Source organism: Anaeromassilibacillus sp. 1001302B_160321_C8 (assembly GCF_015554745.1).
Taxonomy (GTDB): domain Bacteria; phylum Bacillota; class Clostridia; order Oscillospirales; family Acutalibacteraceae; genus Anaeromassilibacillus; species Anaeromassilibacillus stercoravium.
The window spans coordinates 36,593-54,415 of sequence record NZ_JADNJD010000012.1 but is presented as its reverse complement, the minus strand read 5'-3'; the positions used below and the strand labels follow the sequence as shown (position 1 = coordinate 54,415).

Sequence of the window (17,823 nt, the reverse complement as noted above, 5' to 3'; positions counted from 1 at the left end):
TATGCGAAACGTTTTACAATGGACGGGATATGCATAAAACCAACGGAATTTGGCAAAGTTAACCTCGATGAGGTGATTGCGATGATGACGGCATCTTTAAAAGAAAATCTGGCGTATTTCAATCAGCAGTTTGATGGAAGCGCTGACTTTATCGTGCGTAAATTTCAGATTACAGGGACGGACGCCGCCTTGCTGACCTTGGAGGGCTTGGTCAATAAACAGGTGATTGTACAAGGCATCATGAACCCCATCCTACATGCGACCATTCTGGAACAGGACCCTGTCAAAAAATTTGAATACATTCGAGACAATACACTGGCCACAGTCGATCAGGCAGAAGTGGACACATACGACGCGGCGATACAAAAATTGATGAATGGGTTTGCTCTCATCGCCATCGACGGCTGCATCCGCATGATGGCCTTCAGCGTGCAGGGGTTCTCGTTCCGCGGCATTTCCGAGCCCCAAAATGAGATGACGCAGCGTGGGTCCCGGGAAGGCTTTGTCGAACCGTTCTTAATCAACATGTCCATGATCCGCAGAAGGATGCACACCCCAAAACTAAAATTTGAAATCTTTACTGTGGGAAAGGAGAGCAAAACAAATATTTGCGTCTGCTATCTGCGGGATACCGTTTCCCCAAAAGTCCTTTCACGGGTAAAAAAGAGGATTAAGGATCTACAGCTCAACACCGTTTTGGCCGCTGGTTATGTCTCCCCGCAGATTGTGCGGAAACATAGCCATTTCATATTTAGCGGGGTCGGCCTCTCGGAACGCCCGGACACTGTGTGTGGAAAAATCAACGAAGGCCGTGTTGCGATCATCATCGACGGCACGCCGAATGTTCTGATTGTTCCCCACCTATTTGTTGAAAATTTTCAGAGCTTTGACGATTATGCATTCCGGCCGTTCTATGCCACCTTTACGCGCTGGCTCAAATTCTTCGCCTTCTTCCTAGCGGTATTCTTACCGGGCTTCTATGTCTCTGCAACGACCTTCCACCCCGAACTGCTCCCGGAGGAACTGATGCTTAAAATTGCGCAGGCGGAGGCGACCACGCCGTTTCCCGTCATGTTGGAAGCCATTGTGATCCATTTTCTCTATGAGATCATGCGTGAGGCGGGACTCCGCGTCCCGCAGCCTCTGAGCAATGCTGTCAGCATTGTGGGCGCTCTGGTAATCGGCGAAACAGCCGTATCCTCGGGGTTAGTCGGCGCGCCTACGCTTATGGTGATTGCCTTAACCGCAACCGCCTCCTATGTAACGCCCACCCTATATGGTCCAGTCACCATCATGCGCTTTATCTTTATTGTGGTTGGCGGCACACTGGGATTCTGGGGTCTGGCGCTCTGTCTAATGGTGATGCTGGTCAATATCTGCGCCGAGATGGTCTATCAGATCCCCTTCAGCGCTCCCCTCTCTCCGTTTAAGCTTCACAGTATGCGCGACGTTCTCGTGCGCGCAAGCTGGAAGATCCTCTCCAAGAATATTGAAATGGTGCAAAATATGCCCGGCTCCGAAATCAAAAATCCAGATCAAAAAGGGAAGCAAGTATGATGCAAAAGCAATATCGTATCAGCGCAGGGCAGCTCTTTTCCATTCTATTTGTCAATCGAAGCGTGATTATGCTCACGCATAACACCCTGTTGGGCGGCGGGGAAAATATGGTGGACAATATTCTTTCTGCACTGTTGGCATTGGTCTTAAATTTTGTCTTAATTCTGCCGCTCTATTTTTTGCATCGCCGCAATCCACAGGAAAACGTGCTAGAGACCGGGGAGCGTCTTGTCGGAAAGCCCGGCGCCATCCTGCTCGCCGTGTTTTATGGACTGTATTTTATGGCGATTGACAGCTACTACCTCTCCTTTTTCCAAATTTTCCTCAATAACATCATGGAGCCACTGATGCCCGTCTGGTTGGTCGCATTGGCTTTTGTCGCCGTGGTCTGTTATGCCGCCTATCTGGGGATCGAGGCCATTGCCCGCACCGCTGGATTTGCCCTGGCGATCATCCTCATCGGCATGGTATGGATTGGCGTGGCGCTTCTGCCAAAAATCCAGTGGATCAACTATGATCCATTTCTCTACAATGGTCCCAAACAGCTTTTCACCGGTACGGCCCTTTTCTTGGCACGAAGCACTGGATTTTCCACTATGGCGCTGCTTCTCCCCCGGGTCAGCGGAAAAAAGAAGCTCAAATTTTGCATCTGGAATACCGGCATTTACTGCCTGATGATCTTCCTATTGTTAGGTATGGTGGGTGTGGGCGGCAGTTATCTGAAAAATCAACTGTTTCCTGTCTATACAGCTGCTTCGCTAGCGGATGCGGGCGTTTTGGAACGCCTCGACGTGGTCTTTATTACGATCTGGGTCGCCGGGCCCTTTATCCAAATGTCCACCGACGCCTATCTATTTATGACCTGCCTGCGCAAAGTCGCCAACAAAAAGACAAGCCGTATTGCTTTGCCCGTGGCCTCCTTGTTGGTGGCGGCCCTAGCCGTAGCGGTGACGTATTCCTTGCCCCTGCAAAAGGTCTTCTATGGCGTTCCTCTCCTGTTTACAATCACCATCACGGCGGCAGTCGGGATTCCGCTCGTCCTGCTGATTGTAGATCTGATTCGCAAGAAAAAGCGCGTCCCTGAGAAAACGCAAAAAGGGGAGGGACCAGCGTGAAAAAGGTTGTGATTCAAGGCCTTGCCGTGGCATTTGCACTCATTTCCTGCCTTTCCCTGCAAGGATGCAGCTATCAGGTGCAGTTGAGCCAACGGCTATTGATTCAGGGGATTGGCATAGACTACGAGGATGGCGTCTACCGGGCAACCGTGCAGGTCACAAAGGTGAGCGATCAGGAGGAAAATACCGTGTCCCTCATGAACGGCGAAGGGGATTCCGCCATGGACGCCCTGAATGCCATCACGCTCGCCAACGGGAAGAAACCTCTTTATAGCCATAGCCTGGTTTTGGTTCTGGGACGCGGCTGTGCCGAAGAGGGGCTTAGCAATGTAATGGATTTTTTTATCCGCTATCCGGAATCCCATCCCACTGTGAACGTCCTCATGGCCGATTCCTCCGCCGAAGACATCCTCAGCACGGAGCAGGAGGACGGCAAATATATCCAGGCGCGCGATATCGCGGAGCTGGCCAAGGGTGGAAAGTATAATGGGGAGACTGTCCAGACAGAGATGTTGGATGTGATCAACCAGCTGCGCGGAGAGGGGTCTTCCCCCTATCTTCCCATTGTGATGCAGGATGGAGAATCGATCGTATCCAGTGGCACGGCGGTCTTTTCCGGCGATCAGCTGGTGTCCGACCTCGATGCACAGGAGACAAGAGGGCTTTTGTTGATCACTGGAAAGCTCCACAATGGGACGGCAGTCGTCCAATCTCCGGAAATCGGAAAAGTGACATTGGAATTAGAGGAAGCCTCTACAAAGATTTCCCCGCAAATTATTGGGGAAAAACCACGCTTTTCCATTGAGGTCGAATGCGGCGCTACCATTGGCGCGGCGGATATGCCAAGCGGAAAATCCCTGGACAGCAAGATGTATGAGAAAATCGGCGAACTGTTAGAGGAACAGCTAACGCAGAATTGCATGGAAGCCATCTCCATATGCATCGAAGACAACCACAGCGACATTTTCAATTTTGGCCGCCGGCTCTATCAATCCCAGCCGACGTACTGGAAACAGCATGAGGCAAACTGGAGGGAAGAGATGGACCAAGCGGAATACGACGTACAAGTAGAAGTACAGCTTCGGCGTGGAGGCCAGGAAATCACGGGCCTGCAAAGCGACGTCAATGCATGACAAGCCACTCTCTTGGAATCCCTGTTTCCTATGGGGCAAGCAAATAAATAGAAAAACGATTCTACGTTAAAAAGGCACCAAACGGTCTTTCGTTTGGTGCCTTCTGCTATTTTTATGATACGATGGACGATCTATATGCCTAACCGTCACTCGGATTTTCCTTCCCCGGCAGCAGCCATTTTTTCGCGGGCAACCGCCAGCATCAACTTGATGCGGTTTTCCTGGTTGACGCGGGTAGCGCTCGGGTCGTAGTCGATCGGGACAATATTCGAATTTGGGGCAACTTCGCGGAGCCGATGGATCATCCCTTTGCCGCAGATATGATTCGGCAGGCAGCCAAACGGCTGCGCGCAGACAATGTTTTCATATCCCGCTTCGGTGAGCTCCAGCATCTCGGCCGTGAGAAGCCAGCCCTCCCCCATCTTGTCGCCATATCCAATGACGCCTTTGACAAGGCTCTTAATATGCTCATAAGATGCCGGTGCATAAAACTTCGGTTCGGTCTTGACCGCCCGGATCAGGGCATCCTGCATTTTGGTAGCATATTCCATCAGGACATTCACCACCGCATACTTCGCTTTGCTGCCCCCATAGAGCTTGATGTCCTCAAGGCGATTGTCAATTTTAAACTGAACAAACGACATCAAACCAGGCACGTTGACCTCGCAGCCCTGCTCCGCCAGGAAATCCTCCAAATGGTTGTTAGCGAACGCCGCGTATTTGACATAAATTTCGCCCACAATGCCCACTTTGATCTTTGGCGTCTTCTTGATCGGGATCGAGGCAAAATCCTTCACGATGCGTTGGAGGTTCGCCTCTTCTTTTTTCAGGCCCATGCCCTCGCTGTGACGGAACTGCTTGCACAGTTCGGCCGTCCACTTCTGGACCATGCGCTTGCTGGCGCCGGGTTCAACCTCATAGGGCTTTACTTGGTTATTCAGCAGCATCAGTGCGTCGCCGTAGATGACAGCCGCTACCATCTTGCGGATCATCGGTAAGGTGATCGAAAAACCGGGGTTGTGCTCCAGGCCGGAAAGGTTCAGCGAGATGACAGGGATCTGATCAAAGCCCGCCTTATGCAGCGCTTTGCGCAACAAGTGGATATAATTGCTCGCACGGCAGCCGCCACCCGTCTGTGTGATAATCAATGCTGTACGGTCCAGGTCGTATTTGCCGCTTTTGAGGGCGTCAATAAACTGGCCGATCACCAGCAGGGCGGGATAGCACGTATCGTTGTGCACATATTTGAGCCCTTCCTGCACGATGCTCGGTCCGCTGGTGGTCAACAACTCCGCTTTATAGCCATAGCTGCGGAACACGTCCACAAACAGCTCAAAATGGATGGGCAACATCATCGGGCATAAGATGGTGTATTCCTTTTTCATCTCCTTGGTAAACAGGAGACGGCCCGTTTTATCGAATTTCAATTCTGCCATAGTATTCTCCTTTCGGATGGGGCTCAGCCCTCCAGAGCGGCGAACAGGCTGCGCAGGCGGATCTTGACTGCGCCAAGGTTCGTAATTTCGTCTATTTTGATCTGTGTATAGATTTTGTTATGGGATTCCAAAATGCTGCGCACCTCGTCCGTCGTAATGGCATCCACACCGCAGCCAAAGGAGACGAGCTGCACCAGATTCATATCCTTCTGGCTGCCCACATATTCAGCGGCTGCATACAGGCGCGCATGATAGGTCCACTGGTTCAAGACGCCGACCGAAAATTTCTTTTCTTTGGCGCTGATGACATCCTCCGAAATAACGGCCGCGCCCAAGCTGGTGATCAGCTTGTCGATTCCGTGGTTGATTTCCGGATCGAGGTGGTACGGGCGGCCACTCAAAATGATAATCGGCTTCCCCTCCGCACGGGCCTGCGCGATCATCTCGTCGCCCTTCTCGCGGATCTTCTGCATATAGGCGTCGTATTCGGCGTAAGCGTCTTTCGCGGCCTGCTTCACCTCCGGCAGGGAAATGCCGTCAAAATACTGCGCTAAAATGGCGTGCATTTTCTTGGGAAAGTCGCGCTTGCGGTGAATGCCGACATAATCGTGGATAAACGTCAATCCTCTGAGGTTGGCCATATTCGCAGAAATGACCTCCGGGTAATAGGCCACCACCGGGCAGTTGTAGTGATTGTCCCCCAACTTCTCGTCAAAGTTATAGGACATACACGGATAGAAGATATTCTGGATGCCTTGCTCAATCAGCGCATCCACATGCCCATGCATGAGCTTTGCAGGGAAGCAGACCGTGTCGCTCGGAATGGTGCTCTGTCCCTTGATATACAATTCACGCGAGGAGAGCGGGGACGTAACCACCTCAAACCCAAGCTTGGTGAAAAACGTATACCAGAACGGCAGCAGTTCATACATATTCAATCCCATGGGAAGGCCCAGCTTGCCGCGCGGCCCCTCCACCGGAAGATATGAACGGAGCGTTTCAAGTTTAAAGGCATACATGTTCTGTTCGCTCTGATTGGAACGCTTTGTTACGGGTTTTTCACAGCGGTTTCCGCCGATGAACCGGCGGTTTCCGCCAAAGACGTTGATGGTCAGGCGGCAATGGTTGTTGCACAAGCCGCAGGAGGTCACGCGGACTTCGTGCGTAAAGTTCTCCAGCTCTTCCAAAGACAACAACGTGCTGGCCTTGCCAGCCTTATTCATCGCATAGAGCGCCGCCCCATAGGCACCCATCAGCCCGGAGATATCCGGGCGCACGACGTTTACGCCGAGTTCCTTTTCAAAGACGCGCAGGACCGCGTCGTTCAGGAACGTGCCGCCCTGGACAACAATATTTTTCCCCAGTTCCTCCGCGGAAGAAGCACGGATGACCTTATAAATCGCATTCTTTACAACGCTGACCGACAGGCCGGCGGAAATATCTTCGGTTGTCGCGCCGTCTTTCTGCGCCTGTTTGACCGAAGAGTTCATAAACACGGTGCAGCGGGAACCCAAATCGACTGGATGCTTGGCAAACAAACCGAGCTTTGCAAAGTCCTGGATGCTGTATCCCAATGTGTTGGCAAAGGTCTGCAAGAAGGACCCGCATCCAGAAGAACAAGCCTCGTTCAAAAAGATATTATCGATGGCGCCCTTGCGGATCTTGAAGCATTTCATATCCTGGCCGCCGATATCGATGACAAAATCCACATCCGGCAGGAAATGCTTGGCCGCCGTAAAATGCGCGACGGTCTCCACAATGCCCCAGTCAATGCCAAATGCGTTTTTCAGGAGCTCTTCCCCGTATCCGGTGACGGCGGAGGAGCGGATCTGAATATTGGGATGATCGTGATACAGCCCCAACAAATATTCCCGGATGATCGGGACCGGGTTGCCGGAGTTGCTCTGATACATCGAATCGAGGATCTCCCCGTCCTTGCCGAGCAACACGGTTTTGACGGTGGTGGAACCCGCATCGACGCCCAGATAGGCCTCCCCCTGATAGGAGGCGATATCGCCCCGCGGCGCTTTGCACGCCTCGTGGCGCTTACGGAATACCTCATATTCCTCTTCGTTGTTGAACAGCGGTTCAATGGAAAGGAACGCCGCTTTTGTTCCATAGTTGGCAATATTCTTTAAAGCCGTTTCTAGGTCAATGGAAGTCGCACTGCTGAATGCAGCGCCGAGCGCCACATAATAGAGGGAATTCTCCGGGCAAAGCCCCTTCACCTTTAACGCCGTGTCAAACGCATCGCGCAACCCCGAAAGAAACGTAAGCGGTCCGCCAAGGTAAACCACGTTTCCCTTGATCTGCCGTCCCTGTGCAAGCCCGGCGATGGTCTGGTTGGCAACAGCGGCAAAGATGCTGGCGGATATATCGCTCTTCCGCGCGCCCTGGTTCAAAAGCGGCTGGATGTCCGATTTGGCGAAAACGCCGCACCGGGATGCGATGGTATAAATTTTTTCATACTCCGCCGCCAGCTCGTTCATCTCATCGAGCGATACGTTCAGCAGGGTCGCCATCTGATCGATGAACGCCCCCGTTCCACCGGCGCATGTGCCGTTCATGCGGACTTCCATGCCGCCGGACAAAAACAGGATCTTGGCGTCCTCGCCGCCCAGCTCAATAATAACGTCCGCATCCGGGATCAATTTGCCGATGGCGATGCGCGTCGCGTAGACTTCCTGCATAAAGGGCAGGTTACAGGTTTCCGCCACGCCCATCCCAGCAGAGCCGGAAACCGTAATCTGTGCGTCCGTGCCGTGGATGACCTCATCGCGCACTTTGGTGAGCAACTCGCTCATCTTCTCCGTAATCTGTGAAAGATGGCGTTCATAGGACTTATAAACAATGTTGTTCTGGTCGTCGAGAACCACGCATTTGATGGTCGTGGAGCCGACGTCTAAACCGACTTTCATATGACACCCTCTTCTGGCCTTTTAGCCGCTATATGGCCGCACATACGATGCGGCCATCCCAATTTAAAAAAGTTAACTACATTAAATATCTGATAACACATTTTACGAAAAAGCCGGAGAATTGTCAAGAGTCGTTCTGTTAATTTCAGCCTGTCAATATCTGGCCGTACTGTGCGCTTTGACGGGAATGCGCTTGTAAAATGCAGGAAAGGGTGATAGAATGGAAAAAATAAGAATGGGGTGGTATGCTTGGATATCAGTAAATTGCGCGGCGAGGTAAAGCTCAGCAAGCTGGGAGGCATTGTGCAGATCAGCAACATGATCGATTTGGATCAATCCAGCTTGGCAGAGATCGGTGAGATGATCGCGCTGGCCAATCAGATTCGGAATTATCCAAAGGAATACTGCGAGTCCTGCCGCGGCAAGATCATGGCAACCTTGTTTTATGAACCGTCAACCCGCACAAAGATGTCGTTCCAAACGGCAATGCTCCGTTTGGGAGGCGAGATCATCGGTTTTGACAATCCGCAGAGCTCCTCGGTCAGCAAGGGCGAGAGCTTGAAGGATACGGTGACGGTTGTAAGCGGCTACGCGGACATTTTGGTGGTCCGCCATCCGCTGGAAGGCGCGGCGGAAGCCGCAGCGATGTACTCGCGTGTCCCGGTCATCAACGCGGGCGACGGCGGGCACCTGCATCCGACGCAGACATTGACGGATCTCGTTACCTTATATAATGAAAAGGGACGGTTGGACAACCTGTGCATCGGTCTATGCGGCGACCTCAAGTACGGGCGCACCGTGCATTCGCTGATTAAGACCATGACACGGTACCATAACAACTCCTTTGTTTTGATTTCCACGCCGGAATTGGCCCTGCCCAATTATGTCAAGGACATCATGAACGCCGCCGGGTGCAAATATGTGGAAGTTTCCAGCCTGAGTGAAGCAATGCCCATGCTGGACGTGCTCTATATGACGCGCATCCAACAGGAACGTTTCGCGACCCGCGAACAATACGAAGCGCAAAAGGGCGTCTACGTACTCGACCGGGAAAAATTGAACATGGGCAAACGGGACTTGAAGGTGCTGCATCCTCTGCCGCGCGTAGACGAAATTACGCCGGACGTGGATGAGGACCCGCGCGCCGCTTATTTTAAACAGACGGTCTATGGGATGTATGCGCGCATGGCGTTGATCTTCAGCATGCTGATGAACCCCCAGTACAAGCGCAAAAAGCCGCCGACGCAGTCTTCCCACCCGGTGGAATGCTCCAATCCCAAGTGCATTACCAAGACGGAGTCCTATCTGCCGCGGCTTTATTTCGAAACGGGCGATATGCTCGAATGCAAATACTGCGACGGCCGGACACTGATTTGAGGGTGTCTCTTCCCTTTCGAGAGGATTTTCTAAGAGGAATGTCTCCCGATGGGTTGTTATTATCTTGTCAGGTACAAAAAATTGTGATATGATAAAACGTATTGTAAACGTATAAAAACACAGTAGGCTGGGGGTTCCTTGGAAGACGGTTTGATCGCCAGCCATCTGGAACAGGCAGGAGGATTTTTCTATGTCAGGCCATTCGAAGTGGAATAATATTAAGCGGAAGAAGGAAAAAACAGACGGCGCAAAAGCCAAGATCTTTACAAAGATCGGACGCGAATTGGCGGTGGCGGTAAAAGAGGGCGGCGGCCCGGACCCGGCTTCCAACTCCAAATTGAAGGATTGTATTGCCAAAGCAAAGGCGGCTAATGTGCCGAATGAAAATATTGAACGCATCATTAAAAAGGCAGCGGGCGAAGGGGACGACGCCAAGTATGAAAACATTACATACGAGGGGTATGGTCCCAGCGGCATCGCGGTGATTGTCGAAACCTTGACCGATAACCGCAACCGCACGGCCGGCGATGTGCGCCATTACTTTGATAAATTTGGCGGAAACCTCGGGACCTCCGGATGCGTTTCCTTCATGTTCTCGCAGAAGGGTGTACTCGTCATCGAGCGTGAGGGATTGGAAGAGGACAAGGTCATGGAGGACTGCCTCGAAGCGGGCGCATCTGATTTCCAGGCGGACGAGGATGTCTTCGAGATCTATACAGAGCCGGATGATTTCAGCGGCGTGCTGGACGACCTGACGCAAAAGGGATACGAATTCGTCTCTGCGGAAGTGGAAATGGTGCCGAGTACCTACACCACCCTGACCGATGAGGACGCCATCACTAAGATGCGCCGCCTGTTGGACGCTTTGGAAGACAACGACGACGTGCAGAACGTATGGCACAACTGGGAGAACGCAGACGAAGACGACGAGGAATAAAAACGGTTCCTTTCTGCAACAATAGTAATGTATAAAGTTTAGGAACCGTCGAAGGAACCGGGAAGCGGGCGCTTCCTGGAAAGGTCTTTCCCATCAAACAACCAAAGGGGATGAAGGACCGGGCGGCAAAGAGCAGCCGCCCCACCATGCGGTTCCACAGAAGTGGAGGAAACGACATGGCTGGTTATGAAAACCTGTGCATGAACTGTATGTCGGATACAGCCGGAAAAAGTGAATGTCCCAATTGCGGCTGCCAGTCCGGCGAGCCACAGGCGCCGCATGCCTTGCCTCTGCGGGTTATGTTACAGAACCGGTACATTGTTGGACGTATGAAATCCAACAACAGCGAAGGCATGACCTATATTGGATACGATACGGTGCTCCGCCTGCCTGTAGAGGTGCGGGAATTCTTCCCGCAGAGCCTATGCGAACGTACGGACGGCGAGGCCGATATTCGTATTCTGCCGGACAACGAAGTGGCATTCAACGAATACCTTGCGGATTTTCTCAGCTATGCACGTGATATTGCCCATTTGCGGGAACTCTCCACAATTGTCCAGATTTACGATATCTTCGAGGAGAATCACACTGCTTACACCGTATCCGAATGGCACGACAGCATTCCGCTGCGCTATTATGTCGAACGCAGCGGCGGCAACCTCAACTGGAACGCCGCCCGGCAGCTTTTTATGCCGGTCCTTTCCGCTCTGAGCACTATGCATACGGCAAAAATCAGCCATTTGGGGATTTCCCCTGATACGCTGCGCATCATGAAGGATGGAAGGATGGTCCTGGGAAGCTTTTGCATTGCGCCGGTCCGCCGTGCGGATGCCGATCTTCCGGCCGATCTGACGCCGGGGTGTGCCGCCATCGAGCAGTATGTGATGGGGTATGTGCCCGATGAATCAACGGACGTATATGGGTTTGCAGCTTCCCTGTTTTTTGCATTGACCGGGGAATTGCCACAGGACGCCCTCAAGCGGCGGGAAGACCCGCGGCTTTTGATTCCGACCAATATTTTGCGCACCATTCCGCCCCATGTGGTGACAGCATTGGCGAATGCACTGCAGGTTATGCCGGACAAACGCACAACTACATTTGAGCGGTTGCGTGCCGAGCTTTCCGCTGCACCAACGATTACAGCTACAATCGAGGGGCCGGAACTTTCGCAAGGGCTCGAAAATCGGGAACCTCCCCAAAAGAAAGAACACACGGCGGCCTGGATGTTAATTCCTTGCTTGGTGGCGCTGGTCTTGTTTACAGCCGTCGGCGTTATTTGGCTTTCTTATGGAGGGCCTTTTATCCAAACACAGACCTCTGAAGGGCTGGAGTCTGGAGCCGAAACCAGTTTATCCTCTTCCGACGCATCCGGCGGCGAAGAAGCGGCTATGCTACAGTTAACCCCTGGCGAGTCGGCCATTCCAAACGATAAGATCGAAGCTCCGAACCTAATCGGGCAGAACTACGATTCTTTAATTGAGGTCACTTCCTCCGGGGCAGACTATCAAGTGCTCCGCTCCTCCGAAGAATTCAACGATGCGGTTCCGGAGGGCGAAGTCATCTCGCAATCGCCTGCCCCTGGGGAAGAAATGGAACGCGGCGGCTCCATCGTTGTGGTGGTAAGCAAGGGTCCGGAGATCCGCACCTTGCCGCCCATCGCTGGGAAAACACTCGCGGATGCTTCCACAACGGTTACCGCGGCAGGCTTTGTCCCTACAAAGGCCGAAGCATTCAGCGATACGATTCCATCCGGTTATGCGATCGGCTACCAAGGCTTGGAGGAAGGGAGCGAACTTCCCTATGGGTCTCAGGTGGTCATCGTCATCAGCAAGGGTCCGGAAAATCCGGATGCGTTGCTTTCCGAACCTGCGGAACCGTCTACAGAAGAGCAATCGTCTATTCCCTTGGTGGAATAATTGGCAATGGGTTATATAAAAAAGACAAGCTGGGAAAAGATTTCCCAGCTTGTCTTTTTTATATGTTTATATCCCTTTGTAACCATTGTGGGCGATCCAGCACAACATCTAACACACTTCTGTCTGAACAGGCGCACCATGGCTTCCGATATATAAACCTCGCAAACGGCCAAAATGCTTCACTGGCCGGCCTATTTTTTAACGCGCAAAACGGTCATCGCCGCATAGTGTTCAATGAAAAAATGTTCCGGCGCAATTTGCTGCAAAAGCTGCATATGTGCTTCTTCAAACGCCGCTACTTCCTTTTCAGAGCGGGACGCCCCGATCCCTCTGCATGCCTTCATTCTGCCGTTCCAGCTTTCCCGGGTGAACGGAATCTTTAAATCGAACAGGTATTCCTGTTCGACCGTAAAATACATCTCGGTTTCAGGAGGCAGTTCGATGGGATGCCTGGTCTCTCCCCCGCCGCTCCACGACGGATTATAGCGGAGTACCAATTGCTCGCTTGCACGTGCAATCGGGTCCTCCCCCGGCAGCCATGCCATATAGAGGATCGCAAGCCGTCCCCCGGGCCGGAGCATCCGCCGCAAGTTTGGCAAAAGCTTCTTTGCATCAAAATAGAAAAAGCACTGGCACGCTGTGACCACATCAAAAGTATGATCCGGAAAATCCACGGATTCCGCCGGGCAAGCAAAAAAATCGATCTGCATACCCGCCTGTTTTGCGAGCCGCCGGGCCTGTTCAATCTGTTCCGGTGAAAGATCGATCCCCACAAACTGCGCGCCATAGCGGTACAGGTTGCGCGGCAAAACCCCCGTGCCCGTCCCCAAGTCCAAAACGGTTTGCCCATGTACACATAGGCCGGCGTCTAAAATCTGCCGGTAAAACATTTCGGGATAGATGTCCCGGTATTTTGCATAATCTGCGGATGCCTTTCCCCAATCAAACGGCTTCCCACCGTCCACCTTTGGATTTACAACCGCCATGGCAATCCCTCCATAAAAAAGATGGCACAAAACTGCGCCATCTTCTCTCGTATACAATCAATCCCTGCGGGCTTTCATCATCCGGTCCAATTCTTCTTTAAAGGTTGCAATATCCTTGAATTCACGATACACAGAGGCAAAGCGCACATATGCAACCTCATCGATGGTTTTCAATTTCTCCATCGCATATTTTCCAATCAAGCTTGATGGGACCTCGCGATCCAAGGAATTCTGCAAGCTTCCCTCGATTTCATCCACAACACGCTCTAAGGTATCAATGGAAACCGGGCGTTTCTCACAGGCGCGCAAAAGGCCATTCAACAACTTATTGCGGTCGAAGCTCTCGCGGGATTTATCCTTTTTAATGACAATGATCGGAACTGTCTCGATGACCTCATAAGTTGTGAAACGTTTCCCACATTTTAAGCATTCCCTACGCCGCCGAATACGTTCCCCTTCGTCCGTTGGGCGCGAATCGATCACTTTACTTTCATCATAACCACAATACGGACATTTCACAGCTATTACCCCTCCACAAGAAATTGTATGATTTTATCAAATTGTAACATATTTATGAGAAAAAATGCAAGATGTTTTGTCCGAAAAGGGTCGCTTTTTCCTTTATACGAGCTGTTGTACAACGTCCCTTGCCTCCTGCAATTCCGAAAGGGCCGAAAAGTTCTTGCGGTAAACCTCAATCATCAAATCTCCTTGGTAATGAAAACCGAGCAGCATCTCCCGGAACCGCTGAAAATCCACGGTCCCGCGGCCAGGCAGCAGGCAATCGTAGCCGGGGGCGTTGTCGTTGATATGCACATGGACAATCCTCTCCCCCATGGCTTCACAGACCGCAAAGGGGTCCTGCCCTGCGCGGACTGCCTGCTTTAAGTCGATCACAAATGCGCACGTATCCCCCAGATACGCGCGCATCCGCCGGAGAAACCCAGGGGACTCACTGCGAAATTTATTGACATTTTCCTGTGCAACGGTCACGCCGTAGCGCTGCCCCAACGCATAGAGCGCCGCATACCGTTCAAAATAGGTCTCTTCGGAAATGCCAGCATTGGCATAGTCCCTTTGCCCGTGCAGCACCACAATGGAAGCACCCAGACAGTTTGCCGCATCAAAATACTGTTTATAAAACTCCAAACTATCCTCAAACCGGCGTTCGTATTCAGAAAACAATAGGAACCCTTCATAGCCGGAGGTAAACGGATGTACCGATTTAATCTCCGCACCGTATGCATCCGCCACATTGCGCAGTTGCCGCAGATAATCCGGCGTAAACTCTGAAAAAGTATTTAAGAACACCTCAAACAAACGAAAATCCAGGGAGAGAAGCGTTTGAAAGGAGCGCTCCAACTCCAAAGGATAAAGACAGGCTGTGGAAATACCTGTTCGCATCATTCATACACCTCATTTTCTTGCTAGATACCGTTCTTTTTATTATAACACGTTTCACATCTTTTGACGTTTGAATCCCGTCGTTTGAAGGGATAAGGCCATTGCATCAGGCGGTCTGTCCCATGTGTTTCGATCGCAGCCGGGAATTTGCAGCTGATTGCTGCATCAAAGCCTCTTGGGAAAAATCATTTGAAGTTCGCTGCCGCTTACACTGAACTGTATTATACCATCCTCCCCGAAAAAAAGCCAGATTAAACGGGCATGCCGGCGCACATACTAACCAAAAACAGAAAGGCGGCAAAAGTATGGTCCAAAATCAAAATGTCCAGCTGTTAAAGGAACTCTATGAGGCCTCCCATATGGGGATTGAAGCGACCAACCTGGTCACCCCAAAAGTCAAAGACGAAAGCCTGCGCGAGGAAATCGAACGCCAGCGCCAAACCTACAAAGGGCTTGCTGTCAAAACCGAGCGTATGCTTGCAGAGGCCGGCGAAACCCCGGATGCAGAATCCGCCATGAAGAAAGCCATGCTGTGGGGCTCAGTACAAATGAACACGCTGATGGATTCCTCCCCCACGCATATCGCGGAGATGATGATCAACGGCACCACCATGGGCATCGTGGATATGACCAAAAAGCTGAACCAGCTGGATGAAGCCGATGCCGGGGCCAAAAAGCTCGCAGAGGAATTCATCCGGGGGCAGCAAAAATCCATCGAGGTATTAAAGCAGCATCTATCTTGATTTCATGCTGGGAATTCTTTATAATGGAAGGGAACGTCTTTGGGCGTTCCCTATTTTTATGACCGGGCATCTTTGCCCACAAAAGGAGAATTTCCATGGCTTTGCTGAGTGCAAGCAATTTGAATAAATCCTTTGGCACCGACCTTGTATTTCGCAATGCTTCCTTTGAGATTCAGGAAAACGACCGCGTCGGCTTGGTTGGGGTCAATGGCTCCGGGAAAACCACCCTCTTTAAGATTTTAACCGGGGAACTCGACGCCGACAGCGGCAATATCTATAAGGCCAATGCCACTGTGCTGGGATATATGGAACAGCACGTCTGCCGCGATTTGGAACGCAGCGCCTACAGCGAGGTGCTCACCGTCTTTTCCGACCTGCTCGCAATGGAGAAGGAATTGGAGGAAATCAACCTGGCATTGCAGGCGCATCCCTCCGACGCGCTGATCGAGCGCCAAGCGCTCCTCAACGACCAGTTCGTCCGGTTGGGCGGGCTCACCTGCCGGGCGCGGGCGCGTTCCACCCTTCTGGGGCTGGGGTTTGACGACGCGCAGATGGGAATGCCGATCGGCGTGTTGAGCGGCGGCCAGAAGGCGAAGCTTCAGCTCGCCAAAATGCTGCTCTGTGGCGCCAATCTTTTGCTCCTGGACGAACCGACAAACCATCTGGACATCACGTCCGTGGAATGGTTGGAGGATTTCCTGCGGGCCTATTCCGGCGCGTTCATCGTGATTTCCCATGACCGTTACTTCCTCGACCGCATCACCAACCGCACCTTTGAGATGGAAAATCACAAACTCACGCTTTATAAGGGAAACTATACCAATTATCTCCGGCAAAAGGAAGAGGACAACCTGGCCGTTCAGCGCAAGTACGAAAACACTACCAAGGAAATCCACCGGTTGGAGGGCGTTGTCGCCCAACAACGGCAATGGAACCGCGAAAAGAACATCAAGACCGCGGAAAGCAAGCTGAAGATGATTGAACGCCTGGAGAGCACGCTGGAACGGCCGGACGAAGAGGTTGAATCCATCCACTTTGATTTTGGAATCCGGCAGCGCGGTGGCAACGACGTGCTGATGGTGGACGATCTAGCTCTCTCCTTTGACAACAAACAGCTGTTCCAACATGTGAATATGCACATCCGCCGTGGGGAGCGCGTCTTTTTGATCGGTCCCAACGGCTGCGGGAAGACGTCGCTTCTCAAGACGCTCCTGGGCATCCATTCCCCTACAAAGGGCGAGGTCCGCTTTGGCACGGGGATCGAAACGGGTTATTACGACCAGATCCAGGAGGGATTGCATCCGGAAAAAACGGTATTGGACGAGATTTGGGACAGCTATCCCCAGATGACGCAGACGGAAATCCGCAACGCACTGGCGGTATTCCTGTTCAAGGGGGAGGACGTGTTCAAGAGCGTTTCCGCCCTCTCCGGTGGAGAGCGGGCGCGCGTTCTACTATTGCGCCTGATGCTCTCCCGCGACAATTTCCTCCTGTTGGACGAGCCCACCAACCACCTGGACATCGGCTCCTGTGAGGCGTTAGAGACGGCCTTACAGAGCTATGAGGGGACGTTGCTGATCGTCTCGCACGACCGTTATTTAATCAATAAAATCGCCGACCGCGTCTACTATCTGGACGAAACCGGCGTGAAGGAATACATTGGCAATTACGACAGCTATTTGGAAAAGGCCAAAGCGGTCGCCGTCCAGGAGACGCAGAAGGCCGCTCCGAAGGTCAACGAATACAAGCTCCGCAAGGAGCGCGAGGCCGCCATCCGCAAGGACCGCGCCGCTGTCCGCCGCTTGGAAGCGCAGATCGAAGAGACCGAGCAGGCCATTGCGGAGGCGGAGGCAGAGCTGGAAAACCCGGAGATTGTAAGCGACTACCAGGCCATGCTGGAGCTTTCCAAGAAATTGGAGGAATTGAAAGCGAAAAACGAGGAATTGTTTCTCGAGTGGAGTACTTTGAGTGAAAAATTGGGCGAATAGGGCCGTCCTTTCTTATCAAACATCAAAAGAAAAAGCTCAGCCGGATGGCTGAGCTTTTCAACCTATTTATCAATGCACTTGAAACTGCGCTACTTGTGCAAGAAAATCCTGTACCTCCGGCGCGTCGCTTTCGACTACGACGTTGATCGGCTTCGACAGATCCAGGCTGAATACTCCCATGATGGACTTCGCATCGATCTTATATTTCTCCGTTGTCATCTGGATCGGGAATGCATATTTGTTCGTAAGCGAAACGAAGTTCTTGACCTCCTCGATGCTGGTAAGCATCACTTGTATCTGACTCATTTTAAAA

Annotated in this window: 14 protein-coding genes; 8 read left to right on the top strand and 6 right to left on the bottom strand. The window is 52.1% G+C overall.

Going from position 1 to position 17,823, the window contains the following annotated elements:
- The first annotated feature begins 81 nt into the window (after positions 1–81).
- From I2E77_RS09350 to I2E77_RS09340, 3 genes are read left to right on the top strand one after another with little or no spacing between them, the layout of a single operon-like run.
- Entirely contained in the window at positions 82–1,557 is a 1,476-nt protein-coding gene (locus I2E77_RS09350; RefSeq protein WP_195451100.1) for a spore germination protein, read from the top strand.
- Positions 1,557–2,672, top strand: coding sequence for a GerAB/ArcD/ProY family transporter (locus I2E77_RS09345; RefSeq protein WP_195451099.1), 1,116 nt, complete (start codon positions 1,557–1,559; stop codon positions 2,670–2,672). Before I2E77_RS09350 ends, I2E77_RS09345 begins: the two co-directional genes overlap by 1 nt.
- On the top strand, positions 2,669–3,805 hold the full coding sequence (locus I2E77_RS09340; protein WP_195451098.1) for a Ger(x)C family spore germination protein: 1,137 nt from the start codon (positions 2,669–2,671) through the stop codon (positions 3,803–3,805). Before I2E77_RS09345 ends, I2E77_RS09340 begins: the two co-directional genes overlap by 4 nt.
- Positions 3,806–3,951: 146 nt before the next feature.
- On the opposite strand, the gene I2E77_RS09335 is transcribed toward I2E77_RS09340, so the two are convergent.
- Both I2E77_RS09335 and I2E77_RS09330 read right to left on the bottom strand, forming a co-directional pair.
- The gene (locus I2E77_RS09335; RefSeq protein ID WP_191405540.1) at positions 3,952–5,241 is read right to left on the bottom strand and encodes a 2-hydroxyacyl-CoA dehydratase; all 1,290 of its coding nucleotides are present in this window, start codon (positions 5,239–5,241) and stop codon (positions 3,952–3,954) included.
- A gap of 23 nt (positions 5,242–5,264) precedes the next feature.
- A complete protein-coding gene (locus tag I2E77_RS09330; RefSeq protein WP_195451097.1) occupies positions 5,265–8,159 on the bottom strand; it encodes an acyl-CoA dehydratase activase-related protein in 2,895 nt (964 codons plus the stop codon).
- Positions 8,160–8,477: 318 nt separating this feature from the next.
- On the opposite strand from I2E77_RS09330, the gene pyrB reads away from it, so the two are divergent.
- The 3 genes from pyrB (at position 8,478) to I2E77_RS09315 (ending at position 12,389) form a co-directional block, all read left to right on the top strand.
- The gene (gene pyrB, locus I2E77_RS09325; protein WP_191362272.1) at positions 8,478–9,536 is read left to right on the top strand and encodes an aspartate carbamoyltransferase; all 1,059 of its coding nucleotides are present in this window, start codon (positions 8,478–8,480) and stop codon (positions 9,534–9,536) included.
- Positions 9,537–9,726: 190 nt separating this feature from the next.
- Positions 9,727–10,473: a YebC/PmpR family DNA-binding transcriptional regulator gene (locus tag I2E77_RS09320; RefSeq protein WP_087232906.1), complete on the top strand. Its 747-nt coding sequence runs from the start codon at positions 9,727–9,729 to the stop codon at positions 10,471–10,473.
- Positions 10,474–10,649: 176 nt separating this feature from the next.
- Positions 10,650–12,389, top strand: a complete 1,740-nt coding sequence (locus I2E77_RS09315) for a PASTA domain-containing protein (protein ID WP_195451096.1) — start codon at positions 10,650–10,652, stop codon at positions 12,387–12,389.
- A 191-nt stretch (positions 12,390–12,580) separates the two neighbouring features.
- On the opposite strand, the gene I2E77_RS09310 is transcribed toward I2E77_RS09315, so the two are convergent.
- The 3 genes from I2E77_RS09310 to I2E77_RS09300 form a co-directional block, all read right to left on the bottom strand.
- Positions 12,581–13,375: a class I SAM-dependent methyltransferase gene (locus tag I2E77_RS09310; protein WP_195451095.1), complete on the bottom strand. Its 795-nt coding sequence runs from the start codon at positions 13,373–13,375 to the stop codon at positions 12,581–12,583.
- Between the two features lie 57 nt (positions 13,376–13,432).
- Positions 13,433–13,894 (bottom strand): transcriptional regulator NrdR, encoded by a 462-nt coding sequence (nrdR, locus tag I2E77_RS09305; protein ID WP_087232897.1) that lies wholly within the window; start codon positions 13,892–13,894, stop codon positions 13,433–13,435.
- 102 nt (positions 13,895–13,996) lie between these two features.
- On the bottom strand, positions 13,997–14,782 hold the full coding sequence (locus I2E77_RS09300) for a sugar phosphate isomerase/epimerase family protein (RefSeq protein WP_243252579.1): 786 nt from the start codon (positions 14,780–14,782) through the stop codon (positions 13,997–13,999).
- A 302-nt stretch (positions 14,783–15,084) separates the two neighbouring features.
- Between I2E77_RS09300 and I2E77_RS09295 the strand changes: the two genes are divergently transcribed.
- On the top strand, positions 15,085–15,522 hold the full coding sequence (locus tag I2E77_RS09295; RefSeq protein WP_191362219.1) for a hypothetical protein: 438 nt from the start codon (positions 15,085–15,087) through the stop codon (positions 15,520–15,522).
- Between the two features lie 95 nt (positions 15,523–15,617).
- Positions 15,618–17,510 (top strand): ribosomal protection-like ABC-F family protein, encoded by a 1,893-nt coding sequence (gene abc-f, locus I2E77_RS09290; protein WP_195451094.1) that lies wholly within the window; start codon positions 15,618–15,620, stop codon positions 17,508–17,510.
- Between the two features lie 69 nt (positions 17,511–17,579).
- Here the strand turns inward: abc-f and I2E77_RS09285 are convergent, their stop codons facing one another.
- On the bottom strand, positions 17,580–17,816 hold the full coding sequence (locus I2E77_RS09285; protein ID WP_087232888.1) for an HPr family phosphocarrier protein: 237 nt from the start codon (positions 17,814–17,816) through the stop codon (positions 17,580–17,582).
- Positions 17,817–17,823: the final 7 nt, after the last annotated feature.